Below are 22,517 nucleotides of genomic sequence, written 5' to 3'. Positions count from 1 at the left end.
TTAGGGGCATTATAAACTTCTAGAAGAATCTGAAATGGATGAACCTAAAAGCCGAAGCCAAAGGTATCTTACTGAAGTATATGAAGAAATTAAAAACACTGTTGATGATATTATAGAAAATAAAAAACAGTTTTTAAGAGCAATTGAAAATTTACAAATTTTAGAATTTATTGAAGATGATGAAGGCGATGCAATTAGAATATTTCAAACTGTTAATGACAGAGGAAAAGATTTAACGAGAATGGATAAAATTAAAAGTCTCTTATTTTATTTTTCAAATAAATATTTAAACAAAAAATATGACCATGTAATTAATGAAACTTTTGGCGAGATATTTGAATTATACGATAATATTAAATTAACAGGGGAAAAACAAGGTATAAATATTATTGCTTCAAAGCAATTTAATGAAGATGATATTTTAAGATATCACCATATAACTTTTTCAAGCGAAAGCTATGATCCTACAGTTTCGCAAGTTATGGATAATGTTAAAAGTAAACTCATGACTTTTAGAAAAAATAAGCAGTTTGAAGAACTTGAAGAGTATTTAAAATCTTATTTAGACAGTTTATTAGAGTTTACTAAGGCATTTAATAATGTAATTAATAAGACTAAAACAGAAACTAGATATTATAAAGTTTTCAATATTTTAGGTATGTCAGCTGTATACTATCCAGTTATTATGCAACTAGAAAAGTTAAAGTTATTAGATAACACATTACCTGAAAAGAATATCAAAGTAATTGATATGATTGAAATTATTGATGTACGAGTCTTAAAAATAAGAGAATATGCTGGAAAGAAAAAAATAGGTCAAGTTGCATGGAGTCTTAATAATGAAGAGTGGGATATATCAGAACTTGAAGAACACTTGGTTTGGTTTAATTCATTTGAAATAAATAATGAAAGGTTTAAAAGTGATTTATCCTACCGTAGTTATTATGGCAATACAGGATTATTAAGATTGTTATTTATAGACTATTCTGAAAGATTAGCTAAAACTGAATATTCAATAAATGAGTTAAAAGAAGTAATGCAAACAAATCCAACGATAGAACATGTTTTATCGCAAACTCCAAAATTTACTCCAGAAAGCTATGGCTTTAAAGATGAAGAAGAATTTGAAGAGTTTGAAGGAATAATAGGTAATTTAACTATTTTAGAGAAAAGTATCAATAGTTCAATCCAAAATAAAGATTTAGTTGAAAAAATTAAAGGTTATGATAAAAGTATATTTTTAGTAACAAAAAAACTAGCTACAAAAATTTCTTCAACAAAAGTATTTAATAAAAGTGATTTAGATAATAGAACAAATGAATTAATCATTGATTTATCAACACGCTGGTGGGCATAACTACATAACAAAACAGAGTATCCAATAAATTACCTAGCGGAAATTTATCGGCTATCTTCGACCGTTATACTAAAAAAGAAGATATGTTATAATACAAACAAAAAAGGAGAGTACATGGTAGCCGTAAAACAAGAAGCACAAGAGATGATTCAAAATCTTCCTGACAACTGTACTTATGAAGATATTCAGTATCACCTTTATGTTGTAGAAAAAATTAAAAATGGCATTAGTCGTGCTGAGAATGGTGAAGTTTCATCGCATCAAGATGCAAAACAAAGAATGGATAAATGGCTTTCACACTAGAGTGGTCAGAAGAAGCTCTTGAGGATATTGAGTCAATTGCAACTTACATAGAAAAAGATTCCCCAACCTATGCTAAATCTGTAGTTTCAAAGTTTTTTGAAAAAGCAGAGATATTACAAGGATTTTCAGAACTAGGGCGAAAAGTTCCTGAATTTAATGACACAAAAATTCGAGAAATTTTTGTTTATAGTTATAGACTTATCTATAAATTGAATGAAGATAGTATTTTGTTTGTGGCAGTAGTTCATGGAAAAAGACTTCTTGAAAATCATCAACAAAGTATAACAAAACAGAGTAGCCAATAAATACCTAGCGGAAATTTATCGGCTATCTTCGACCGTTAGTATCCTCAAAAATTTCATCTTACATAATTTAAGTTCTAAAAATGGGAACTATGTTATAATTCGTCTATGAGAATAATTTCAAAGAAAAAACTAAAAGATTTTTACGAGCAGCCAAAATACACAGATTCTAAAAATCCTTTAGAAGCTTGGCATAAAGAAGTTCTAAAACTTGATTGGAATAATCCAAATGAAGTAAAAGAGATGTATCGAAGTGCTAGTATTATTGAAAATGAAAAAGTTGTTTTCAATATTGCTGGAAATAAGTATAGATTGATAGTTTCAATAAACTATTATGCAAAAATTGTTTTTGTAAAATTTATTGGAACACATAAACAATACGATAAAGTTAAAATGGAGGATTTATAAGATGAATATTAAACCAATCAAAAATGAGCAAAACTATAATGAAGCACTGCAAAAAATTGAAGCTTTAATGGGTGCCACACCAAATACACCAGAAATGGATGAGTTAGAGGTGTTAACAACTTTAGTAGAGGCTTACGAAGAACAACACTATAAAATCGATGCACCTGACCCAATAGAAGCTATTAAGTTTAGAATGGAGCAAGAAGGCTTAAAACAAAAAGACTTAGTTTCTATTGTTGGAAGTAAATCTAGAGTATCTGAAATTTTAAATAAAAAAAGAAAACTCACTATTGAGATGATAAGAAATTTACATAAGCAATTGCACATACCAGTAGAAAGTCTTTTTTTAGACTACAAGACTAACTGTGCTTAAATGCTAACAAAACAAAGCTGAGCCCTAAACGTGCCACTCAGCTTCGCCGTTAACTCTCCACAAAAACTTTCAAGACTTGACAAACATGGTATAATTAAAGTATACTTTTTATACTTAAAATACAAAAAAAGGATTTATGTGAAATTTGAGTATGATGATACGAAAAGTCAAATCAATAAAGAGAAACATGGCATAGATTTTGTAGAAGCTCAAAAGCTTTGGCAAGATGAGGATGCACTTGTTGTTCCTGCTAACATTGTTGATAATGAAATTCGCTATGCACTCATCTCAAAAATACTCACAAAATGTTTTGTTGTAATATTTACTATAAGAGAAGACACAAATAGAATTATTAGTGTTCGAAGATGTAGGAAAAATGAGGAGAAGAATTATGAAAACAATAACTGCTAAAGAGTTTGATGAGAAGTTTGATAATGGTGAAGACATAAGTGAATATCTTGATTTTTCACAAGCTACCAGACCTAATACTCTTAAAACAGATACAAAAAAAGTTAATGTAGATTTCCCACAATGGGTTATAGACTCTTTAGACAAAGAAGCAAAAAAGATAGGTGTAACTAGACAGTCTATCATTAAAGTTTGGATTGCTGAAAGGCTCAAAGAAGAAACTGCACATTTGCAAGTAAGTTAACAAAACAGAGTAGCCAATAAATTCCCTAACGGAAACTCATTGGCTATCTTCAACCGTTAGTATAGCACTTGCATATTAAGTCTTAATTTGGTACAATAAAAAGACTGAAGGAGATTTTATGCAAATTGTTGAAGATATAAAACCTATTACATATTTAAAAAGTAGAGCGGCTGACGTTCTCAAACATATTAACGAAACACACCGACCAATGATTATTACTCAAAATGGCGAAGCGAAAGCTGTAATTTGCGATCCAAAAAGTTATGAAGATATGCGAAATGCCATCTCAATACTTAAACTTCTTTCATTTGCTGAGGAAGATATAAAAGAGGGAAATCTTCACTCAGAAGAAGATGTGTTTAAATCTGTTGAGGAACTTCTTAATAGATGAATAAAACATATAAAGTTCAATGGACTTCAAATGCGAAAGAAGACCTCTTAAATATTGTTGAATATATGAAGGAAATTTATCAAAAAATAAAAACTAAAGCTAACTCTAGTAACTTTTTTCCATTAAGAGGCAGAGTTGTACCTGAACTTCAAAAAGAAGGCATTACAATGTATCGCGAACTTATTGCTTCCCCTTGGCGGATTATGTATAAAGTTGATAGTGATACTATTTATATAATGGCTGTTTTTGATTCACGGCAAAATGTAGAAGAGTTACTACTACAAAAACTGATAAGAAGTTCAATACTAACAAAAAAGAATAGCCAATAAATTACCTGGCAGAAATTTATCGGCTATCTTCGACCGTTACAAAAACCAACATTATACCTATTTATAGAGAGCTGATTGTGCAGCATTGGAGGATTATGTATAAAATTGAAAATGACACTGTTTATGTTATGGCTATTGTTGATTCAAGACAAAATGTTGAAGAGTTGTTGTTACAAAAATGATTAGCTGTCAACAATACGACTATATTGAAATAGCATGTATGTACCACTACCCTGTTAAATTAACCATGAAATCAGGTTCTGTTTTTGAAGGAAAAGCACTTGATACAGCCCGTAACGAAAATCATCAGGAATGTATCAAAATAAAAACCGAAAATCATGAAGTATTGGTTGTACTTGATGAAATCAACACACTTGAAACTGCCATAAAAAATCCATATTTTAAGATTATTTCCTTCGTTTAAAACTTAAGTGTTTCTTATTTAAGTTTTAATATAATCAAAACAAAAAGATATGATAAAAGAAGGAAAATTGTGGAAATTATTAAAATAGTATGTTCAGAGTGCAACACTCTTAACAGCAGAAAAGGTGAATCCAAAGAAGAAACCGTTATCTGCAAACAATGCCACTCAGAACTCGACAACCCTTTTGTTGTTGAAGTAGATGATGAAAACTGCATGCTGCACATCAAAGAAAACAGTATTGCGGTATTGGTTGATTTTTATTCTACTGCCTGTGGTCCGTGTATGGCAATGTATGAAGACTATGAAGATGCGGCACTTGGTTTTGGATCGACAGTAAGGTTTTTAAAAATAAATGCCGACAAACATCAAAAAGCAGCAAAAGAGTATGGAGTGGGTGCGCTTCCAACCATTATTGCCTTCAAAGAAGGAGAAGAAGTCGGCCGTATCAGCCAACAGCTCTCTCAGGTTGAGCTTAGTCTTTGGGCACAAGACCTCGAAACATTATACCTGTGAGCTTTATGCTTATGTATTAATTTCTCAAGATAAAGAAGTGCCGGATGTCATTTTAGAGTGTGTCAGTAAACTTGTAAAGGAGCTTAAAAGTCTCGATACTGCCACTTTTGAAAGAATAGTAAACAATCCTTTCTCTCAAGAAGCAAGAGACTTGGCCCGATGGTGGGAAATGTATCAGACCTATATTCCCGTTAGCTAAAAAATTATAAGTGTTTTTAATTTTAAGTGCAATCAAAAAGTACAAAGGTACACTGTCAATTTTAAAAAGGATACAAATTGACAGCAAATAAAAAATATGAAGTCATTACATATGAAGAAAATATAGTTTTTAATTTTACGCTTCCAGAAGATGGAAAAGAAAACCAGTTAAGCAAAGAAGTTATTTTAGTCTGGGATGATGTTTTAGAAAAGTTTTTAGAGACATTTACACAGGAAAAATCTTATACCATTCATTCATTTAAGAATGCAAGAGAGAAAAACAGGTTTATCGAAAATATTGAAAAGGTAACCGACGAAATTATAGATCAGATAGATGAAGATATAAGCCAAAAGATGAAATTTGGATTTGACTACACTTCTCCAACCTACGAAGATTAAAAACAGCCGGTTGATGCCGCTGTTTTAAAGTATTAAGGATTAGCTGATTGAAAATGCTCCGCCATCAGCGTATCCATTGTTTTAACATGATCAAGCATCCATGCTTTTAAATTTCCCTTTATGTAAGCCATAATCGCATTCGTATCTCTTTTTTCTTCAAAATACTTAATGATATGCGCAAGCTCGCTTAAATGTCTGTCATGTTCTGCTTTATGTGAGTTATATGATGGAAATTTTGTTTCCTGCATCATACTTTCTTCTTCTGAAAAATGTATGGAAGTATGTGCAAGAAGCTCCTTGAGCGTTGCAAGCGTTGATTCTATATCGTTGCTGCCTGCAGCTGTCTCAAGTTTGTTTATAAGAAGACTTTCCTCCAGGTGTGTGTCATTCATGCTCGGTACTGCTACCATCGAAAGTTCTTCTTGTACAATCAATTTTTTTCCTTTTGTATGCTAAACTGCATATACTCTGATATTGTCGGTTTCGAGTTGACCGTTTAAAATTCTCTGAATGGAAGTCAGTGTTCCTCCTGAACTTGCACAAGATCCGCAGGCCCCGACATATGAGATATAAATATCAGTCAGACCGTTTGTCTCTTTAAGATCTATAAAATCCAAATCCCCGCCATCTGCATGTAAGAATTCTCTGATTTTTTCATCTATAATTTTATCTACAGCATTAATCTTTTGGATGACACTCATGTTGTCAAAGTCCACTTTTTCCGTTGTTGTTTCGCTCATTATTGTCTCCTTTTTGTGATTATAATACCATTGGATACTTAATAAAAAATAAAAAAAATCAGTTGGTTTTTTTCCCGTTTATCATATGGGTTACGGAAACTTTATCGTTCACAGACTTGATTATAACTTCTGCAAAGTCACCCATTTCATACTTTCTCAGTGTAATTGTTCGCGTCATTTCACCTGCAGTGTCCTTGACAACTTTAAATCCCTCTTCTTTAAAGTGAAGAATACACTCATCAGCATTTGAATAGGCGGAAGATTCTTTTTTTTCTTCATTGTATGGCTTCACCCTGATTTTACCACCACTTTCATCATATGAGATTTTCAATCCTACAGAGGGTATGTTACTTTTCTCTACCCATTGGGTAGTGTCAAACTCTTTTGTCTCACCGTCAGACAACATAAGCAATCCCTTGCCGTCATTACTGTTAAACTGAAATATCATTCCTGTCATGCTCATTTTTCATCCTTGTGTATTTACTGAATTTTAACCTCTTTAGGCTTAAGACAAGAAAGGGTAAGATTCAACTTATAAAACATACCAAAGGAGAGTACTATGCTCATGAAAAATCTGCAGGATGACATCAGTGATGTCGAACTGAAACAAAGATGGCGGCTCTACTGGATAACTACAATCTTTGAATTTTCAAATCTCAAACTCCAGGAAATGGCATGGGTCTACCCCCAAACAGCCAAATGGCCCGATGATGAAGTATGGTCTTCTTCCTTTGATGAATGCATAAGTGCCTATTTTGACATATTAGCACTCGACGATGCTTACGAAAAAGCTGTCCTGCATGCAAATGTTTCCAAACAAGAGGCTGATCATGCAAAAAAGTTTCATCAACTTGCAGCCTTTTATATGGAACCGGATGAAAATCCTCAGGAGATACTGCAGGATGAAGAATGGCTCCGGGTTGTCAGTGCAGCAAAAGAATTCTGGGAGTATTTGAAAAAGAATGTCACATCACAAAGAGAGACAGACTTGATGAATAACTTAGAAAAAAAGTTTCCGTTTTCTTTTGACTAAGCATTTAAGAGACATATAGCTACAATTCACGAAATCAAAAACCATATTATTATGAAGGTAACAGCAAAAATGATAACACAAGAAGAATTAGAATCGATACAAAGCAGTGACGAGAGTGTTCGCAGAGCACTGGCAAACAACCCGGAGACATCCACAGAAGCACTGGATAAATTAAGTGAAGATGAAAACCAGTTTGTACGCGCAAGAGTTGCTGCACATATCAATACTTCACCTGAAACATTAGACAAACTAAGCAAAGACGAAAGTCCGTTTGTTCGTGAATTTGTTGCAGAACACCCAAATACAAAAGTCGAAACGCTCATAGCCCTAAGCAAAGACAGAGAAGTTGTGTCTTGGGTAGCCGGCAATGCAAACACCCCTGTTGATATTTTGGATACGCTCAGTAATGATGAGGATGTATTTGTCAAAATTTCTATTGCAGTGAACCCAAGCACAACACCTGAAATCTTAAATAAACTAAGCAAAGACGAAGATGAAAATGTTCGGGCAGCGGTTGCGAAAAATCCGATTGCGCCGCTTGATATACTTGAAAGGTTAAGCAGTGACGAGCATGAGGATGTACGCAAAATTGTTTCCGAACACCCCTCTAGAGCAGATCAAACCGGTATATAAACAGAGAAATTTTAAAAACATATTAAAAAAATAACATAAACAGATATTAACAAGAGTATTTTCCTGAAATTTACTATACTACGGCCTGAATTTTACGACAAAAAGGGGAAATAAATGGCGCAAAATAATCCAAAGACAGTAGACCTGGCAATAATAGGTGCAGGTCCTGGAGGAATGGCAGCTGCTATAGAAGCAAAACTGGCCGGTATCGAAAATGTTATGGTTATAGACAAGGCACCGCATCATAATGATATGATTCATAAGTTTTACAAAAAAGGCAAAAGAGTAGATAAAGACTGGATGGGAATCAAATTTGAATTTACTGGCAATGTTACTTTTGAAGAGTGTTCAAAAGAAGATTATATTCAACAAATGAATGATAAGTTAAGTGAAGCCGGCGTATTGGACAAATTTGAATACAACCATGAAATAATTAGAATTGAAAAAGAGGAAGATGGACTTTTTTCAATTGTTTATGCTACAGACGGCATAGCCGAAGCTCTTGAAAATATGAAAGCAAAAAATGTTATTCTTTCTGTTGGCCGCATGGGTAAACCCAACAAACCAAAATACAAATTTCCCAAAGAACTCAAAAGTGTACTTAACTTCAACCTTTCCAAAGTTCAAAACGGTGAACATGTAATGATAGTCGGTGGTGGAGATACCGCCGGTGAGTATGCCTATGGTTTGATTGAAATGGAAGGTATGGAAGACTGTGTTGTAACACTCAATTACAGACAGGCTGAAATAAAAAGAATGAATCCGACCAATACAGAAATGTGCATGAAGTACCTTAACAATGGCAAACTTATCAATAAACTCGGTGTAGATGTTGCAAGTGTTGAACCCGGTACAGAAAGAGCAATCAAAGTAAACTTTACAGATGGAACTACCGGTGAATATGACAGAGCAGTCTATGCACTTGGCGGTACTACTCCAAAAGACATCCTTGTAAATTCAGGTGTTAAAACAGGGGAATGGGATGTTCCGGTGTATGATGAAAAAACTTTTGAGACAAATGTAAAAGGTCTTTATACTATTGGTGATGTTGTTACGGATCAGGGAAGTATTGCACTTGCATTCAATCATGCAAGTGATGCTGTCAAAGACATTGCTTCAAAGTTAAAATAGAGTTTATCTATTTTAACTTCGTTGTTTAAGATTTAGATTTATAAGTTGTGTTTACATTATCAATAAATGATTTTGTAAACATTCCTACGCGAGGCTCATCCTCATAATGATAGGCAGCAAATCCGAAAAAATCTTCTGGCGTAATGTCATACTCTATCATTTTGTTTATTGCACCTGTCATATCATTGCTAAAAAACAGTTCTGCAATCTCTTCACCCTGATTTGCACTGTTTTGAGTGTCAGTCGGCCTGTAGCATTTTTGTTTGAGCATTTGTTCTTCAAGTTCGTCAAGTCTGTCGCCCTCTTCTACAGTGGCTGTACCTGTTTTAAGAATTTGCATAACCAGTTGCTGCATTTCTTCTAATATTTTTGCTTGTTCACTCATCTACTCTTCCTCTTCTTCATCTATATCTAAATTGTCAATAAACTGTTCGGCTAAAATATCTGCTTTTTTGTAAAACCTTTGAGCAATTTCAGGAGTAAACATAGTATCAACAACATTTTTAAAAAGCATCAGCCAGCGTTCAAATGTTTCTCTGTACATCTGCCCCAAAAATGCATGCGGAGGGAAGGGATCACCCTTGTAACCAATTTCTGCATTCATCATCAGTAGCCAAAACCCAATTAATGTATTTAAATGTTCATGCCATTTTCCACTCTTCAAATCACTTCCCAGCGCTTTTGTAAAATAAGGGCTTAAAATATCATCTTTGAGTACATCAGCATAAAACCGATGTACCATCTCTTCTACCTTAGCTCTGTCTACGGTATCATAAAGCATATACTCTCCTAATTTTTAATCATAAAAGTATAGCTAAATTTTATCCCAAATGATAATGATAATCTTTTTGCAGTCTTAAATAAAATAATTAATCTAATTCTTATATTTTCAGTTTGTTTTATTTTACTACCATGCTATCTGTTATAATATAAAAATTGGCTACAGAGCTGATACAAATTACGAGGAGTGTTATTATGGTAGAAGAACAAGTAGAAAAATTAAAAAAAGTGGTGGAACTTGTTGATAAGGTTCAGGTTAATCCTGATGTGACTGTCGACTATTTTATTCCTGGTGTTTTGGTTACAGAAAACGTCAAAGGACATGATGAAGCAAAGGGCCCGTATATTCAATTTACGTATGCTGTAAACGGTACTGATTCACATATACAGATTGTACCTTTAACGCTCAATGACCTTGAAAAAACTCCTGAGGATCTGGCAAACTATATTACGTTTTCTCTAGAAACGTTTATGGCTGAAATGGACTCCCGCCAATTTGGTGCACAGTAAAAACCTCTCTGCGACCCAGTGATTTAAAGCTATTTGAGCCTCTTTTGGCCCATAGCTTTAATTTGCCTTTCTCTTTTACCCACTGCCTTTTATCTTATGTTTAGGCTCAACAACAATTCAGTAATATACACAAATTAAAAAATATTATATCAAAAAAAGATGAGAATATGCCAAATTTAAAAGAGTTAGCCCAAGCAGCTATGGACAAAGAAGAAAAGAACAAACCGAGTTTAGCAGAACTGGCACAGGCAGCAGTAGAAAAACATGAAAAAATCATTGAAGACAACTATGCAAAAAAATTGGCGCAGGCAGACAAAGAACCAGTTGCTCAAGCAGTCAACAATATAGAGCTTGCAAGAACTTTAAAAGAAAAACTTTCAAAAGAACTTTTTGGACAGGAACAGGCTATAAATACTGTTGTCAACAGTATGAAAAATGATATCAGTGAAAATAAAAAAGCCCCGAAAGCTACATACCTCTTTTTGGGTTCTCCTGCAACCGGAAAAACTTTTTTGGCTGAGCTTATGAGTGAACATCTGCCAAAATATAAAATCATGAAGTTTGATATGACACAGTACCATCAACAAAATGGTGGTGAACTCTATGGCTATCCTGCCGGATGGAAAGGCTACGGTGTCGGTCAGCTGACAGGCTTTGTACACAGAAATCCCAAAGCGATTATAGTGCTTGATGCTTTTGAAAAATGTGACAACATAATTCAGAGTAATCTTCTAGGTATATTTGAAGGCGGTCAGTTACGTGACGGCTGTGGATGGGACAAGGTTACAGATGCTCCCTGCAGTGAAGATCCAGACATTATATACAATGAAGAAAACGCCAACTATATGGTTGATTTTACACAGGCAATTTTTATCATTACGACCAGTCTCGGAAAAGAGCTTTATCTTGACAATCGTTTTAAAGACCTTGTAAAACAGGATTATATTCAGGCTGAATCTATGATTCTTGAAGCCATTAGACGTGAAAGAAAAAGGGACAGCAGAAGCGGTGGCTGGCAGGAAGCAATTTTGCCGGAACTGGTTTCCAGGTTTTCGCAGGCGAATATCTGTCTTTTTAACAAACTGAACTACGATGCCTATGCGAATATTGCAAAAAAAGTATTTTTGCAATATAAAGACGGATTCAAAGAAAAATACAACATTGAATTTTCAGTTGAAGAGAACTTCGATGATTTTTTAAAAATACAAATACTGAACTTTGCTCCGGAACTGGATGCAAGACGTATAAAAGACAAAGTCAGCACCACTTTTTTTGACAGAATTACCGCATACATAATGGACTCAGGCATACAAACCGGTGAGTTTGTTAAAATTAAAGTCTCCCTCTCAAAAAGTTCCCTCAATTATCTCAACGAAACAGTCAATCCTCTTATAGAAGATGAAACACTGGTAAAAGAACTTTTCAGAAAAAACATTACACTTGATGTAGAAGACAGCATTACCAGCAAGCGGGGCGTTATAAGCTATAAGATTTTCAATATTAGATTTAAACAGGTGACAAAGATCAAAGACTTCAGTGAAGACGGATTGGTTTTTGACATACCGAATGTCTCTTTTGATGATATAGCAGGACATTATAAAGCAAAACAGAGACTGCAGGAGGTCATTAACTTTTTTAAAGAGCCCAGGCTTTTAGAGAGTTTTGATGTTGCACCGCCAAAAGGTATGCTTCTTTACGGACCGCCGGGAACAGGAAAGACAATGCTGGCAAAAGCTTTTGCCAAAGAAGCCGAGTTGCCTTTTATTGCTATAACCGGGCTTGAACTTCTTGACCCTGTAAAAACAAAACAGGTTTTCAGCAAAGCAAAAGAGTATGCACCTGCTATTGTCTTTATAGATGAAATAGATACCATTGGCAAACGCGGCGGAGAAAACGGAAAAGAGGTTCCAATAAACAAGCTTCTCTCCGAAATAGATGGTTTTTCTGATACAAAAGGTGAAAATATTTTTGTTATAGCGGCAACCAACTATAAAGAAAACATTGACAGTGCAATCATCAGACCCGGTCGTATTGAAATTCATATCGAAGTAAACAATCTTGACAAAGATGCCAGAGAGTATTTTTTAAATAAAATCATACAAAACAAACCTTCAAGCGGTTCTTTTGATATGAGCAGACTGCTTATGCACACTGCAGGATTCACCGGTTCACAACTTGAATTGTTAAGCAAAGAAGCCTCATTTTACTGCTTAAGACATGGCTTGCCTGCTATAACACAGGAAATTTTGGTTGAACAAATCAATGCTATAAAGTATGGCGAAAAACAGACCTATCTCTCTGCGGAACAGATATTTGAAGAGACAGCTATTTATGAAGCAGGACGCGCTGTTGCATCCAGGATACTGATGCCTCATATCCATATAGAACATATAAGCTTGACGCCTCGGGACAACAATGAGCATTTTATTTCTCATGATTATAATGAAATTCAGGACAATATGACCGTAAAAGATTTTAAAAACAGAATATTGGTCTCCCTGGCAGGCAGGACTTCACAGATTAAGCGTTTTGGCAGCAGTGACGGAATGAATTCCGGTGCGTTAAATGATTTGCAACAGGCTACACATGATGCCTATAAAGCAATAGCACATTATGGAATGGACAAAGAAGTCGGCTACATTAATATCAACGGAATTATGGATGCACAAAAAGGAAGCGGTGTCAGTAAAGATACAGAGCACTACCATACAAAAATCGACAAAGCACTTGAAAGATGGATGAATGAGGGTGAGGAAAATATTAAAAACTTTATTGATGAACACTGGAATGTTATCGAAAAGCTCGCATCTCTTCTTCTTGAAAAAGAGATTATTTATGAGGATGAGCTCGATACAATTATAGGTCTATCTCTGAAAAAATAAGACTACATTGCATGTCCCAAATGCAAGGCCATCTCCGAATCCCATTTGGATACATGTAAAACCAGCCACTTTTTGAAATCAGTTTCTAAAAAATCCTGCAGTTCAAGGGGGCTTTTCAAAACAAGCCATCTTTCAAAAAACTTTGCAATCTTTTCTCTCATTGTATCATGGTCATTCTTGTGAACTTGGTAATTGGTATAATTATTTTGTTTCATCATCTCTTCTTCTGTCTGAAAATGGTCTTCAACATCAAACAAAACAACTTTAAAAAGCTCATCAATTTTTTCTATATCTTTTGCCACGACTGCATCATAAAAACTGTTAATAATCTCAATTTCCTCGTCATGAAGCATATTAATCACTTCATTGCTTACCTGTTGTACCTCATGCGGTTTAATCAGCATATTTTTTATCTCCTTTTACTTGCCATAATACGCTCAAGCATCGAATCAAGCTTTCCGGTTGAGCGTATTTCGATGACTGATGTCACTACTCCGTGCAGGGCAACATAAATTAAATATTGTGCAAGCTCTTTTGCCCCGCTTTCTTGCGCTTTTTCCTCAAGTATCTCTTTTTGCAGTTTATTTACACTGAATCCAAGTTCAACTGCAGGCTCTTCTGTAGACAAGCCTGCATCCGAGATACTGAAAGTCTGTGCTCTGAGCGCTACAACTTTTAAATATGCACGAACATCATCAAAACCATTCTCCTGTGCTCTTAAATCTATCGTCTCTTTTTGCGCAGGTGTCACTTTAAAGTATATAGCAGTTTTTTCATCTGTCAAAATATATTTCCTTCTTCTTTTAAGGAAATATTATATAATTCTTTTCCTTAGCTGGCACAAAAAATAAGAAAGTAAATCCTGAGTACTGCCCTCTTTTTAGCCCTCTGCATGTAATATTATTCTATGAAACTTAATGATATGATTTTACAAACACCCTACCTTTTACTCGACAGTGATTTTTACAGCTTTATGATATAGCAATGAATCCTGTAGCCATAGACATAACTGGCTGAAACTTTATGATAAACGGCTTGAAAAAGAGAAACGTTCATCAGCGCAAAGAACCAAAGCAATGATCAAAGCCAACCCAAAATATGTTTTAAAAAACTATATGCTGCAAGAGGCGATACTCCTTGCCCAAAAAGGTGATTTTTCAATGGTACAGACACTTTTGCACATTGCAAGAAAACCTTATGATGAATTACCTGAATTTGAGCATTTTACACAGGAAACACCCGAAGAGTACAAGAACATCGGACTTTCATGTTCATCATAGATTCTAAATCTTGAGTTTATTATTTATAAACTGTTGCGAAAACAGAGTTCCTTTTTTCTTAAAAACTTCGGCAATCTCAGACACATAGACTTCATCAACACTTAAAGAGAAAAGTTCCAACCATCTGTCAAAACTTTCTCTGCTGATTTGGGGAAGTTTAATATGTGCACCTATGAAGTTTCCTTTATAGGTTTTTTGACCAAGCATCTTGGCCAACCAAAAATCAGCCAAAAGATCAATATGCTCAACCCACTCTTCACTTTGCATATCATCTCCGAGTTCATGGATAAAATAAGGTCCCAGTATTGTATCTTCTATGGCTTTTTCATAAAACAAAGTCATCATAACTGTAAGGTTTTTTCTGGTAATTTCGCTCTGAGGTTCTATTACTCATCCTTTTTCTGGAATTTTTAAGCGAAAGTATAGCAAAATTCATAATATAACTGAATTTTATACCTCTTTTAAAAGAGGCAGTGTCTCTAAAAGTTTTTCACAATATTCCCATTGATCAAGAGTCTCCCTCCATTGAGAATTAATTGCATCTACGCCAAAGTATGCACCAAGTACCATGCCTATGGCAATTGCCCGTGAAGCGTTGTCTCCGCCAACCATAGCATTCGCAGCCAGAGCCTCGTTAAGTCCGTTCTTGTTTTCAGCATATTTAAGTATAAAATAGACCGAACCCGGTAAAGTTCCCTGTGTGGGAGATGCTTTTCCTACTTTAATAGGCTCACTTCTTCCCACATCCCAGAGTTTTGCCATAGATGTCAGTGCCAGATCATCACAGAACTTCTCTTTTAAGAGTTCGCTGTTTTCATCTGTTGCTTCTTTGTGTTTTGCTATTGCCTGTGCCACCTTGCTTTCTATAAAGCCTCCCATCTGTACTGCCACTGTTTCAATGGCATCACGTGGACTTGAACCGTGAATGACACGATGTGTAACTCTGGCAAAAAATTCACCTCCCTCAAGTGCTTCGGGATGACGATGCGTAAACATAGCCTGGCGTGCAACACGGGCAAGTGTTTCTTCATTGTCATAATAGGCATGGGCTGCTACATGACGGATGGCTGTGGCGTTGGAGCCTCCACCCAAACGCTCAACAGGCACACCTTGTTTCACCTGCGCATAGGTCTCTTTTGTCATCGTACAAATCCATGAACCCCATCCGTTTTCCAAACGATTCATCCAGTGTGGCAGTAATGAAGCGACATCAAATTCTCTTGGCGGATTAGCCGTAGCTGCCAGATGTTCTAAAATGACTATATTGTAATCGCCATAGTCAGTAGTTCCGCCTGCTTTTTTTCCGGGGTGATAATTGCGTTCTCCCCACCCTATTCCATGTGTCTGTCCGCCCATCATTTCACCAGGACTCATAAATTTTTCTATCGATTTGTTTCCGTATGCTTTGTAGATTTTCTGTGCGTCATACTCATAATGCGAACCCAGACACAAAGCATCGCCCGCCAGTGCACCGAAAAAGGCACCTTTTATCGAAGATTTCTTGTTTTTTAACATATTTTTTCCTTTTACAACTATTATACCACTGCGACTTTGACCCAAAGAAGTTGAAATGCATACTCAAAAATAGTTCAAATATTCTTAAGAAAAAAATATTTGACTTTTTATAATTATTTTGCTAATATATCCACTAGTTGAGTCTTCCTGTATAAAGAAGATTAACTCAAGGAGACTAATATGAATTATTATGAAACAATACCGGAAAAAGAAAAAATTAAATGTATATTATGCCAACACTATTGCCAAATGAAAGAGGGGCAGGTGGGTGTGTGCGGCGTGAATAAAAATGAAAACGGAGCACTTAAAACACTTGTTTACGGGCATCCGAGTGCACTGAATGTTGATCCTGTCGAGAAAAAACCGCTCTACCATCTCTTGCCGGGGACTACAGCCCTCTCTTTTGGGACAGTCGGCTGTAATTTCAAATGCCCGTTCTGCCAGAACTGGCAGATTTCACAAGAGCATACAGTCGATGAAAGCGTCTATATTTCTCCCGAAAAGATGGTTGATCTGGCTTTGGAGAACGGTGCTTCTTCCATTGCCTACACCTACAATGAACCGACTATATTTTACCCGTATGCCAAAGATATCGGCGTCATTGCAAGGCAAAAAGGACTGAAAAATATTTTTGTCACAAACGGATTTGAAACCCCGGAAGTTGTCAAAGATATGGCCTCGTGGCTTGATGCTGCCAATGTAGACCTTAAAAGCTGGGACGATGCCTATTACAAAAAAGTATTAAAAGGCGGACTTGAAGCGGTCAAAGAGACACTCAAAGGTATGGTCAAAGAAGGTATCTGGGTGGAAGTGACGACACTTTTAATAGAAGGCGATAATGACAGTGATGAAGATTTAGAAGCAATGGCATCATTTATAGCCAATGATCTGGGCGTACATGTGCCCTGGCATTTGAGTGCTTTTCACCCTGATTACAAAATGCAGGATCACGAATATACAAAACTGCAAACCCTGCAGCGTGCCAGTGATATAGCAAAAAAAGCAGGTTTATTGTATGTTTATATGGGAAATGTTCCCGTCCACGGCGATACCTACTGTCCGGATTGCGGGACTTTGCTTATAGACAGAACAGGCTATGCAGTCACAAAAAATTCTCTCATTGAGGGACATTGTCCAAAATGCGGACGAGTTATAGAAGGAGTATGGAAATGAGTATAAGAAAAGATGCAGTTGCCGGGCAGTTCTATCCCGCAAGCAAAAAAGAGATACAAAAAATGTTCACTCATTACAATAAAATAATAGATGAGTCCATAAAAGACGAGTCAGTCCTTGAATTAAAGCCAAGAGCTGTTATTGTGCCGCATGCAGGCTATGTTTATTCTGCATTTACGGCAAATATCGCCTTTAGATTACTAAAAAATTCTCATGCAAAACGTGTGGTGGTGATTGGACCGAGTCACCGTGTCTATTTAAACGGTACAAGTGTTGCGGAATATGACAGTTATGAAACACCGCTTGGAAACCTGCCTATAGATAAAAAACTTGCAAATGAATTGATAGAGAAATTCGGCTTACATTTTCAGCCGGACGCCCATGCAGAACACTCAACAGAAGTACAGATGCCCTTTGTAAAAAACTATCTGCCGGAAGCTTCTGTTGTGGAACTTGTCTATGGAAATGAAAATCCGTCCAATTTGGCAAAAGTTATTGAATATTTGTTAGAGGATGAAGATACTGTTGTTGTTATTAGTACGGATCTGAGCCATTATTATGACATTGAAAAAGCAAAAACTCTTGATACCGTTTGCCTTGATGCCGTAGCCAATCTCAATCCTGCTGAGTTACATCAGGGCTGTGAAGCCTGCGGGATTATAGGCGTAGAAGCGATGCTGATAGCAGCAATACAAAACGGTCTGAAACCGACACTGCTTGATTACAGAACCAGTGCAGATGCAAGCGGAGACAAGTCACAGGTAGTCGGTTATATGAGTGCCGCATTTACAAAGTAGACTATTTTTCTTTTAAAATAACCCACAAATGACTGTACCAGTACCAGGCATCTCCTTTTGCATGGGCGGTACATGTATAATGATTTCTCGGATAGAGCAAAGGTTCTTTTGATTGTACTTTCACAGTTTTTTCATCAAGCCACTGCATGTGTAGTTTTTCCCCCTCAGCGGTAAAACACTGTAAGTCTTTTAAAGGCTTTTGCAGTGTTAAGGTTAATACAGGGGGATTGTTCGCCTGTGTCACCAGCGTTTCCTCACTTGAAACAGCTTCTAAAGGCAAAGGAAGCGTATTGATTTTCACTGCAAACTGCTTCATCTCTCCAAAACCTCCCGACATTGGAAACCGTGTCAAAGCCATAAAGTTGCTTTTGTCTGAAATCGGACCTGAATTTTGTGCCACACCAATGTAGCCTAGATTTTTGACCAACTGTATCAGTTGCATATCATATTCGCCAAAAGGATATGCCAGTATTTTCGGGTCAGTGCAGACTTTATCGCCAAGCTCTTTTTCTATTTTCACTTCACACATTTTTATCTCTTTTGTAACATGTTTTTTATAGTTTTTTGGATCTTTTATGCCATCGCGCACTAAAAACTGATGGGAATAGGTGTGGTTTGCATACTCTGCACCGTATTTTCCCATCTCACGCATTTCATCCCAGGTCAAATAATGAACAGACTCATGCACAACAGGAACAGAATTGACAAATACAGTAAAAGGAAATTTGTATTTTTTAAGCAAAGGATAGGCTTTTGTATAGACACTGCGATATCCGTCATCTATAGTAATTGAAACCGTTTTATCCGGAAGTTCTTTTTTTTCAATTAAATATTTTACTGTTTTAGAAAACGGCCAGACAGTATAGTTGTTGTCTGCCAGGTATTGCATCTGTTGTGTAAATAGTTCCATAGATATACTTGTAGAGGGGTATCTGTTTTCATCAAACCGATGGTACTGCAAAACAACAGCATGGTTTTGGTGTGCCAAAAGAGAGCTTTGCAAAAGAAATACAGCAAGTAAATAGTGTGTCAATGTTTTCATGCTCTTATTATATCTTTATTTGATTTAGATACAATTATCTTATCATTTAAAAGGCACATTTAGTATATGGATAATTACACAAAAAAACTCATCTACCTTCTTCTGACATTTATAACGCTGATTGCAGGCTATGCCTATCTGCGTTATGCATATAAAGTGACAGACAGCACTCCTTTTACTCAGGAGATTGTCCTCATCATTCTTGGTACCATTGCAACAGTTTTTATCACCGCGCTCCTGCTGAACAAGCAGACAGAAGTTGAAATAGAAAAAGAACAAAGCATCAAGTTTCTTGACTTGAAAGCGGCAACCTACGAAAGACTTTTGGACTTGATGGAGAGCATGTCAGAACAGTCTCTTCTGACGGACAAAGAGATAACAAAACTGCGATTTGTGACACACAGACTTGCTATTTTTGCCTCACCTGCCGTTTTGAACGAATACAATAACTTTCTCAAAGTCATTTCCATACTTTCCAAAGACGGGACACTCAGCAACGATGACCAACAGTTGGGAGAAGCACTCGGCAAACTTACCATACAAATAAGATTTGATCTGCTCAATGAAAATCCTCAGCAAAAAATTTATACAGCAGAACAGATAAAAAGAATGATTAAAAAGAATTCTGACAGTTCATCGAGTATCAATATAGACTAGTCACCCCAATGCAGCTTTTCTTTTAAAACATCAAAATAGTTGAATTCGTCTCTGTGAATGAGCTTGACTCTTTTTTTGGCCAGTTTTATATGGATGCTCTGCCCTATTTCGAGTTCATGCTTGTCCTGTCCGTCTATGATAAGCAATGCTTTGTCTTTTGGTGTTTTCATCTCTATGGAGAATTTCCCCGGTAAGACCACAGGTCTTTGTGTCAAAGAATGCGGACATATTGGAGTCAGGGCAAAAACATTTGTCAGAGGAAACAAAACGGGACCTCCTGCTGAAAGATTGTATGCGGTTGAGCCTGTCGGAGTAGCCACTATCACACCGTCACCATAATAGGTATTGAATGCTTTTGAATCAACCAGGGTCTCTACATGTATCATATTTGAAACGGAAGCCCGTGTGATAACAATGTCATTAAAAGCATAAAGGACAACTTCTTTGTTGTTTTGTATAAACTGGGCTTCCAAAATAGATCTTTCATCCACTCTGTAGTTGCCTGCAACCAGATTGGCAACAAACTCTTCTAATTCGTTGAGGTTGATATCCGCCAAAAATCCGAGAGAACCGGCATAAATGCCAAATATCGGCACATCATACCGAAAAGAGCGTCTGACAGTCGATATAAGTGTTCCGTCTCCTCCAAGCGTTACAAGAATATCGGAGTTTTCACACAGATATTCAAATTCCATCCCCATTACACCTATCATGCCCCCGCTGATACTGTCTATAATTACTTCTATGTTATGTTTGTTAAAAATTTTTTCAAGCTTAAAATAGCTCTCTTTGAGTTCAGGAGTGGACGGTCGTAAAACAACACCGACTTTTTTAATTGTATTTGTTTTCAAAATTGCTCATTTGTGTAATAATTTTGTTAATTATACTATATTTAGGTATAATCGCGAAAATTATTTATATAGGACTCTATATTTTGAGAACTCATTACTGTACAGATTTAAATGAAACAAATGTTGGAGAAGATGTCGTTCTTACCGGCTGGGCGAATAATTATCGTGACCATGGTGGAATTATTTTCATAGATTTGCGTGATAAAACAGGACTTATTCAGCTTACGTGTGACCCTGAAGACTCTAAAGAAGCGCATAAAGTTGCAAACAATGTCCGTGATGAATATGTTTTAATAGTCAAAGGAACCGTTCGTCTTCGCGGAGAAGGTTTGACAAATCCCCGTTTGAAAACCGGTGCTATTGAAATTATTGTAAAAGAACTGATTATAGAAAACAAATCTGCTCCTACTCCTTTTGTCATTGGCGATAAAAATGTCGGTGAAGAGACAAGATTGAAATATCGTTACCTGGAACTTCGTGATCCTGATATGTATGAAGTTTTTCGCCTGCGTTCAAAAGCAGCGATTGCGGCAAGAAACATTTTGGATAAAAACGGATTTTTGGAAGTTGAAACACCGATTTTGACAAAATCGACTCCCGAAGGCGCCAGAGATTATTTGGTACCGTCTCGTGTGCACAATGGTGAGTTTTATGCCCTGCCACAGTCACCACAGCTTTTCAAACAGCTCTTGATGGTTGGCGGATTTGACAGATACTTTCAAATCGCAAAATGTTTCCGTGATGAAGACTTGCGGGCCGACCGTCAGCCTGAGTTTACGCAGATAGATGTTGAGATGAGTTTTTGTAATCAAGAAGATGTTATGAAAATAGCCGAAGATCTGCTTGTGGCAATGTTTGATGCCTGTGGTGTTGAAATCAAGCCTCCTTTTAACCGTATTACATATAAAGACGCTATGGAATTATACGGCTCTGACAAACCGGATTTGCGTTATGACCTTAAAATGGTAGATGTCATTGACATTTTTGAACGATGTGATAATGAAATATTTACAAATATTGCAAAAAAACCACATGTTAACCGTATTAAAGCGCTCAAAGTTCCAGGTGCTGATCTGATATTTTCAAAACGTGAAATGAAATCTTTTGAAGAGTATGTACGTAAGTTTGGCGCACATGGTCTTGGATATTTCCAGATGAAAGAAGACGGGCTTAAAGGTCCTCTGACCAAATTTTTCTCTGAAGCAGACATAGCGCTTATCATTGAAAGAACCGAACTTGAAGTCGGTGATGTTGTTTTCTTTGGTGCAGGTGACAAAAAAACGGTATGGGATTACATGGGAAGATTCAGAAATTTCATTGCCGAGCATGAAAAAATGAATCTGATAGACGAAAATGCTTTTGAATTTGTATGGGTTGTCGATTTTCCGATGTTTGAAGTTGAAGACGGTCGCGTAAAAGCGCTGCACCATCCGTTTACCATGCCAAAAGACACAGACAAAGATGATGTAGAAGAGATAGAGTCTATCGCTTATGACATCGTTTTAAACGGTACAGAACTTGGTGGCGGATCTATTCGTATACACAAAGAAGAGATACAGGAAGAGGTCTTTAAACTGCTTGGAATCGAAGAAGAAGAGGCGCAGGAAAAATTCGGCTTCCTGCTTGATGCTCTTAAATTCGGTGCACCTCCACACGGTGGTTTTGCTTTAGGATTTGACAGACTCATTATGCTTTTAACGAAAAAAACAAGTATTCGTGATGTTATTGCATTCCCTAAAACACAAAAAGCGTCCTGTTTGTTAACTAAAGCACCAAGTCCTGTTGACAATGCACAACTGCGTGACTTACACATACGCCTGCGTGAACAAACAAAGGCATAATAT

The 22,517-nt window shown here is 36.2% G+C and carries 33 protein-coding genes; 22 read left to right on the top strand and 11 right to left on the bottom strand.

From position 1 onward, the window contains the following. The first annotated feature begins 34 nt into the window (after window positions 1–34). The 12 genes from MLC52_RS06235 to MLC52_RS06180 all read left to right on the top strand — a co-directional run bounded on the left by MLC52_RS06235 (window position 35) and on the right by MLC52_RS06180 (window position 5,649). Window positions 35–1,357, top strand: coding sequence for an HNH endonuclease family protein (locus tag MLC52_RS06235; protein WP_434579641.1), 1,323 nt, complete (start codon window positions 35–37; stop codon window positions 1,355–1,357). A 114-nt stretch (window positions 1,358–1,471) separates the two neighbouring features. After that, window positions 1,472–1,660 (top strand): hypothetical protein, encoded by a 189-nt coding sequence (locus tag MLC52_RS06230; protein ID WP_151900322.1) that lies wholly within the window; start codon window positions 1,472–1,474, stop codon window positions 1,658–1,660. Further along, a complete protein-coding gene (locus tag MLC52_RS06225) occupies window positions 1,645–1,965 on the top strand; it encodes a type II toxin-antitoxin system RelE/ParE family toxin (RefSeq protein WP_346388762.1) in 321 nt (106 codons plus the stop codon). The genes MLC52_RS06230 and MLC52_RS06225 overlap by 16 nt, the downstream gene beginning before the upstream one ends. A 105-nt stretch (window positions 1,966–2,070) precedes the next feature. Continuing rightward, entirely contained in the window at window positions 2,071–2,370 is a 300-nt protein-coding gene (locus MLC52_RS06220) for a type II toxin-antitoxin system HigB family toxin (RefSeq protein ID WP_434579638.1), read from the top strand. 1 nt (window position 2,371) lies between these two features. Next, a complete protein-coding gene (locus MLC52_RS06215; RefSeq protein ID WP_434579636.1) occupies window positions 2,372–2,743 on the top strand; it encodes a helix-turn-helix domain-containing protein in 372 nt (123 codons plus the stop codon). Between the two features lie 138 nt (window positions 2,744–2,881). Beyond that, a complete protein-coding gene (locus MLC52_RS06210; RefSeq protein ID WP_151900326.1) occupies window positions 2,882–3,154 on the top strand; it encodes a BrnT family toxin in 273 nt (90 codons plus the stop codon). Continuing rightward, window positions 3,135–3,395 (top strand): type II toxin-antitoxin system BrnA family antitoxin, encoded by a 261-nt coding sequence (brnA, locus tag MLC52_RS06205; RefSeq protein ID WP_434579634.1) that lies wholly within the window; start codon window positions 3,135–3,137, stop codon window positions 3,393–3,395. The genes MLC52_RS06210 and brnA overlap by 20 nt, the downstream gene beginning before the upstream one ends. A gap of 118 nt (window positions 3,396–3,513) precedes the next feature. Continuing rightward, window positions 3,514–3,786, top strand: coding sequence for a type II toxin-antitoxin system Phd/YefM family antitoxin (locus MLC52_RS06200; RefSeq protein ID WP_151900327.1), 273 nt, complete (start codon window positions 3,514–3,516; stop codon window positions 3,784–3,786). Further along, a complete protein-coding gene (locus MLC52_RS06195; protein ID WP_418640326.1) occupies window positions 3,783–4,115 on the top strand; it encodes a type II toxin-antitoxin system RelE/ParE family toxin in 333 nt (110 codons plus the stop codon). The genes MLC52_RS06200 and MLC52_RS06195 overlap by 4 nt, the downstream gene beginning before the upstream one ends. A 178-nt stretch (window positions 4,116–4,293) precedes the next feature. Then, window positions 4,294–4,539 (top strand): Rho-binding antiterminator, encoded by a 246-nt coding sequence (locus MLC52_RS06190; RefSeq protein ID WP_418640325.1) that lies wholly within the window; start codon window positions 4,294–4,296, stop codon window positions 4,537–4,539. Window positions 4,540–4,608: 69 nt separating this feature from the next. Further along, the gene (locus tag MLC52_RS06185) at window positions 4,609–5,052 is read left to right on the top strand and encodes a thioredoxin family protein (protein WP_434579631.1); all 444 of its coding nucleotides are present in this window, start codon (window positions 4,609–4,611) and stop codon (window positions 5,050–5,052) included. A gap of 276 nt (window positions 5,053–5,328) precedes the next feature. After that, a complete protein-coding gene (locus tag MLC52_RS06180; protein WP_434579629.1) occupies window positions 5,329–5,649 on the top strand; it encodes a hypothetical protein in 321 nt (106 codons plus the stop codon). 32 nt (window positions 5,650–5,681) lie between these two features. Here the strand turns inward: MLC52_RS06180 and MLC52_RS06175 are convergent, their stop codons facing one another. The 3 genes from MLC52_RS06175 to MLC52_RS06165 are packed head-to-tail and all read right to left on the bottom strand — an operon-like array spanning window position 5,682 to window position 6,852. After that, window positions 5,682–6,083, bottom strand: a complete 402-nt coding sequence (locus MLC52_RS06175) for a bacteriohemerythrin (protein ID WP_434579627.1) — start codon at window positions 6,081–6,083, stop codon at window positions 5,682–5,684. An 18-nt stretch (window positions 6,084–6,101) separates the two neighbouring features. Next, window positions 6,102–6,389: a NifU family protein gene (locus MLC52_RS06170; protein ID WP_151900333.1), complete on the bottom strand. Its 288-nt coding sequence runs from the start codon at window positions 6,387–6,389 to the stop codon at window positions 6,102–6,104. Between the two features lie 58 nt (window positions 6,390–6,447). After that, the gene (locus tag MLC52_RS06165) at window positions 6,448–6,852 is read right to left on the bottom strand and encodes a hypothetical protein (RefSeq protein ID WP_151900334.1); all 405 of its coding nucleotides are present in this window, start codon (window positions 6,850–6,852) and stop codon (window positions 6,448–6,450) included. A gap of 96 nt (window positions 6,853–6,948) precedes the next feature. Here MLC52_RS06165 and MLC52_RS06160 point away from each other — a divergent pair, with 96 nt between their 5' ends. The 3 genes from MLC52_RS06160 (at window position 6,949) to MLC52_RS06150 (ending at window position 9,186) form a co-directional block, all read left to right on the top strand. Then, a complete protein-coding gene (locus tag MLC52_RS06160; RefSeq protein ID WP_346388755.1) occupies window positions 6,949–7,422 on the top strand; it encodes a hypothetical protein in 474 nt (157 codons plus the stop codon). A 69-nt stretch (window positions 7,423–7,491) separates the two neighbouring features. Beyond that, window positions 7,492–8,055, top strand: coding sequence for a hypothetical protein (locus MLC52_RS06155; RefSeq protein ID WP_346388754.1), 564 nt, complete (start codon window positions 7,492–7,494; stop codon window positions 8,053–8,055). A 114-nt stretch (window positions 8,056–8,169) separates the two neighbouring features. Next, the gene (locus tag MLC52_RS06150) at window positions 8,170–9,186 is read left to right on the top strand and encodes an NAD(P)-binding domain-containing protein (RefSeq protein ID WP_346388753.1); all 1,017 of its coding nucleotides are present in this window, start codon (window positions 8,170–8,172) and stop codon (window positions 9,184–9,186) included. 25 nt (window positions 9,187–9,211) lie between these two features. Here the strand turns inward: MLC52_RS06150 and MLC52_RS06145 are convergent, their stop codons facing one another. Together MLC52_RS06145 and MLC52_RS06140 are read right to left on the bottom strand one after the other, a co-directional pair. Continuing rightward, on the bottom strand, window positions 9,212–9,571 hold the full coding sequence (locus MLC52_RS06145) for a hypothetical protein (protein WP_151900338.1): 360 nt from the start codon (window positions 9,569–9,571) through the stop codon (window positions 9,212–9,214). Then, window positions 9,572–9,967 (bottom strand): group III truncated hemoglobin, encoded by a 396-nt coding sequence (locus MLC52_RS06140; RefSeq protein WP_151900339.1) that lies wholly within the window; start codon window positions 9,965–9,967, stop codon window positions 9,572–9,574. 194 nt (window positions 9,968–10,161) lie between these two features. Here MLC52_RS06140 and MLC52_RS06135 point away from each other — a divergent pair, with 194 nt between their 5' ends. Beyond that, window positions 10,162–10,476, top strand: coding sequence for a hypothetical protein (locus tag MLC52_RS06135; RefSeq protein ID WP_151900340.1), 315 nt, complete (start codon window positions 10,162–10,164; stop codon window positions 10,474–10,476). Window positions 10,477–10,643: 167 nt separating this feature from the next. After that, entirely contained in the window at window positions 10,644–13,358 is a 2,715-nt protein-coding gene (locus MLC52_RS06130) for an AAA family ATPase (RefSeq protein WP_346388751.1), read from the top strand. A gap of 2 nt (window positions 13,359–13,360) precedes the next feature. On the opposite strand, the gene MLC52_RS06125 is transcribed toward MLC52_RS06130, so the two are convergent. Beyond that, on the bottom strand, window positions 13,361–13,762 hold the full coding sequence (locus MLC52_RS06125) for a bacteriohemerythrin (RefSeq protein ID WP_151900342.1): 402 nt from the start codon (window positions 13,760–13,762) through the stop codon (window positions 13,361–13,363). A 5-nt stretch (window positions 13,763–13,767) separates the two neighbouring features. Beyond that, window positions 13,768–14,142, bottom strand: coding sequence for a hypothetical protein (locus MLC52_RS06120; protein ID WP_151900343.1), 375 nt, complete (start codon window positions 14,140–14,142; stop codon window positions 13,768–13,770). A gap of 229 nt (window positions 14,143–14,371) precedes the next feature. On the opposite strand from MLC52_RS06120, the gene MLC52_RS06115 reads away from it, so the two are divergent. Further along, window positions 14,372–14,638: a hypothetical protein gene (locus MLC52_RS06115; RefSeq protein WP_434581626.1), complete on the top strand. Its 267-nt coding sequence runs from the start codon at window positions 14,372–14,374 to the stop codon at window positions 14,636–14,638. 3 nt (window positions 14,639–14,641) lie between these two features. Here MLC52_RS06115 and MLC52_RS06110 read toward each other — a convergent pair whose 3' ends face one another. Next, entirely contained in the window at window positions 14,642–14,983 is a 342-nt protein-coding gene (locus tag MLC52_RS06110; RefSeq protein ID WP_151900344.1) for a group III truncated hemoglobin, read from the bottom strand. A 105-nt stretch (window positions 14,984–15,088) separates the two neighbouring features. Beyond that, a complete protein-coding gene (locus MLC52_RS06105; protein WP_434579622.1) occupies window positions 15,089–16,153 on the bottom strand; it encodes an ADP-ribosylglycohydrolase family protein in 1,065 nt (354 codons plus the stop codon). Window positions 16,154–16,333: 180 nt separating this feature from the next. Between MLC52_RS06105 and amrS the strand changes: the two genes are divergently transcribed. Further along, window positions 16,334–17,326: an AmmeMemoRadiSam system radical SAM enzyme gene (gene amrS, locus MLC52_RS06100; protein WP_151900346.1), complete on the top strand. Its 993-nt coding sequence runs from the start codon at window positions 16,334–16,336 to the stop codon at window positions 17,324–17,326. Beyond that, window positions 17,323–18,123, top strand: coding sequence for an AmmeMemoRadiSam system protein B (gene amrB, locus MLC52_RS06095; RefSeq protein ID WP_151900347.1), 801 nt, complete (start codon window positions 17,323–17,325; stop codon window positions 18,121–18,123). The genes amrS and amrB overlap by 4 nt, the downstream gene beginning before the upstream one ends. A gap of 1 nt (window position 18,124) precedes the next feature. Here amrB and MLC52_RS06090 read toward each other — a convergent pair whose 3' ends face one another. Continuing rightward, window positions 18,125–19,165 (bottom strand): polysaccharide deacetylase family protein, encoded by a 1,041-nt coding sequence (locus MLC52_RS06090; protein ID WP_434579620.1) that lies wholly within the window; start codon window positions 19,163–19,165, stop codon window positions 18,125–18,127. Between the two features lie 66 nt (window positions 19,166–19,231). On the opposite strand from MLC52_RS06090, the gene MLC52_RS06085 reads away from it, so the two are divergent. Continuing rightward, a complete protein-coding gene (locus MLC52_RS06085; RefSeq protein ID WP_434579618.1) occupies window positions 19,232–19,822 on the top strand; it encodes a hypothetical protein in 591 nt (196 codons plus the stop codon). Here MLC52_RS06085 and MLC52_RS06080 read toward each other — a convergent pair. Continuing rightward, the gene (locus MLC52_RS06080; RefSeq protein WP_346388747.1) at window positions 19,819–20,673 is read right to left on the bottom strand and encodes an NAD(+)/NADH kinase; all 855 of its coding nucleotides are present in this window, start codon (window positions 20,671–20,673) and stop codon (window positions 19,819–19,821) included. The two genes, MLC52_RS06085 and MLC52_RS06080, sit on opposite strands and share 4 nt — an antisense overlap. Window positions 20,674–20,756: 83 nt before the next feature. Here MLC52_RS06080 and aspS point away from each other — a divergent pair, with 83 nt between their 5' ends. Then, entirely contained in the window at window positions 20,757–22,514 is a 1,758-nt protein-coding gene (gene aspS, locus MLC52_RS06075; RefSeq protein ID WP_346388746.1) for an aspartate--tRNA ligase, read from the top strand. Window positions 22,515–22,517 lie beyond the last annotated feature (3 nt).

Origin of the sequence: Sulfurimonas sp. NW15 (genome assembly GCF_051132285.1) — a bacterium.
Lineage (GTDB): Bacteria > Campylobacterota > Campylobacteria > Campylobacterales > Sulfurimonadaceae > Sulfurimonas > Sulfurimonas hydrogeniphila.
This window is presented reverse-complemented; position numbering and strand designations above follow the sequence as displayed.

Bases quoted from the DNA above. Each gene is read 5' to 3' on its own strand.
- MLC52_RS06170 (WP_151900333.1), bottom strand. From the start codon at position 6,389: ATGAGCGAAACAACAACGGAAAAAGTGGACTTTGACAACATGAGTGTC.
- MLC52_RS06090 (WP_434579620.1), bottom strand. From the start codon at position 19,165: ATGAAAACATTGACACACTATTTACTTGCTGTATTTCTTTTGCAAAGC.
- amrB (WP_151900347.1), top strand. From the start codon at position 17,323: ATGAGTATAAGAAAAGATGCAGTTGCCGGGCAGTTCTATCCCGCAAGC.
- MLC52_RS06135 (WP_151900340.1), top strand. From the start codon at position 10,162: ATGGTAGAAGAACAAGTAGAAAAATTAAAAAAAGTGGTGGAACTTGTT.
- MLC52_RS06215 (WP_434579636.1), top strand. From the start codon at position 2,372: ATGAATATTAAACCAATCAAAAATGAGCAAAACTATAATGAAGCACTG.
- MLC52_RS06150 (WP_346388753.1), top strand. From the start codon at position 8,170: ATGGCGCAAAATAATCCAAAGACAGTAGACCTGGCAATAATAGGTGCA.
- MLC52_RS06230 (WP_151900322.1), top strand. From the start codon at position 1,472: ATGGTAGCCGTAAAACAAGAAGCACAAGAGATGATTCAAAATCTTCCT.
- MLC52_RS06225 (WP_346388762.1), top strand. From the start codon at position 1,645: ATGGCTTTCACACTAGAGTGGTCAGAAGAAGCTCTTGAGGATATTGAG.
- MLC52_RS06105 (WP_434579622.1), bottom strand. From the start codon at position 16,153: ATGTTAAAAAACAAGAAATCTTCGATAAAAGGTGCCTTTTTCGGTGCA.
- MLC52_RS06195 (WP_418640326.1), top strand. From the start codon at position 3,783: ATGAATAAAACATATAAAGTTCAATGGACTTCAAATGCGAAAGAAGAC.
- MLC52_RS06145 (WP_151900338.1), bottom strand. From the start codon at position 9,571: ATGAGTGAACAAGCAAAAATATTAGAAGAAATGCAGCAACTGGTTATG.
- MLC52_RS06235 (WP_434579641.1), top strand. From the start codon at position 35: ATGGATGAACCTAAAAGCCGAAGCCAAAGGTATCTTACTGAAGTATAT.
- MLC52_RS06085 (WP_434579618.1), top strand. From the start codon at position 19,232: ATGGATAATTACACAAAAAAACTCATCTACCTTCTTCTGACATTTATA.
- brnA (WP_434579634.1), top strand. From the start codon at position 3,135: ATGAAAACAATAACTGCTAAAGAGTTTGATGAGAAGTTTGATAATGGT.
- amrS (WP_151900346.1), top strand. From the start codon at position 16,334: ATGAATTATTATGAAACAATACCGGAAAAAGAAAAAATTAAATGTATA.
- MLC52_RS06110 (WP_151900344.1), bottom strand. From the start codon at position 14,983: ATGATGACTTTGTTTTATGAAAAAGCCATAGAAGATACAATACTGGGA.
- MLC52_RS06200 (WP_151900327.1), top strand. From the start codon at position 3,514: ATGCAAATTGTTGAAGATATAAAACCTATTACATATTTAAAAAGTAGA.
- MLC52_RS06125 (WP_151900342.1), bottom strand. From the start codon at position 13,762: ATGCTGATTAAACCGCATGAGGTACAACAGGTAAGCAATGAAGTGATT.
- MLC52_RS06190 (WP_418640325.1), top strand. From the start codon at position 4,294: ATGATTAGCTGTCAACAATACGACTATATTGAAATAGCATGTATGTAC.
- MLC52_RS06155 (WP_346388754.1), top strand. From the start codon at position 7,492: ATGATAACACAAGAAGAATTAGAATCGATACAAAGCAGTGACGAGAGT.
- MLC52_RS06130 (WP_346388751.1), top strand. From the start codon at position 10,644: ATGCCAAATTTAAAAGAGTTAGCCCAAGCAGCTATGGACAAAGAAGAA.
- MLC52_RS06220 (WP_434579638.1), top strand. From the start codon at position 2,071: ATGAGAATAATTTCAAAGAAAAAACTAAAAGATTTTTACGAGCAGCCA.
- MLC52_RS06165 (WP_151900334.1), bottom strand. From the start codon at position 6,852: ATGAGCATGACAGGAATGATATTTCAGTTTAACAGTAATGACGGCAAG.
- MLC52_RS06140 (WP_151900339.1), bottom strand. From the start codon at position 9,967: ATGCTTTATGATACCGTAGACAGAGCTAAGGTAGAAGAGATGGTACAT.
- MLC52_RS06160 (WP_346388755.1), top strand. From the start codon at position 6,949: ATGCTCATGAAAAATCTGCAGGATGACATCAGTGATGTCGAACTGAAA.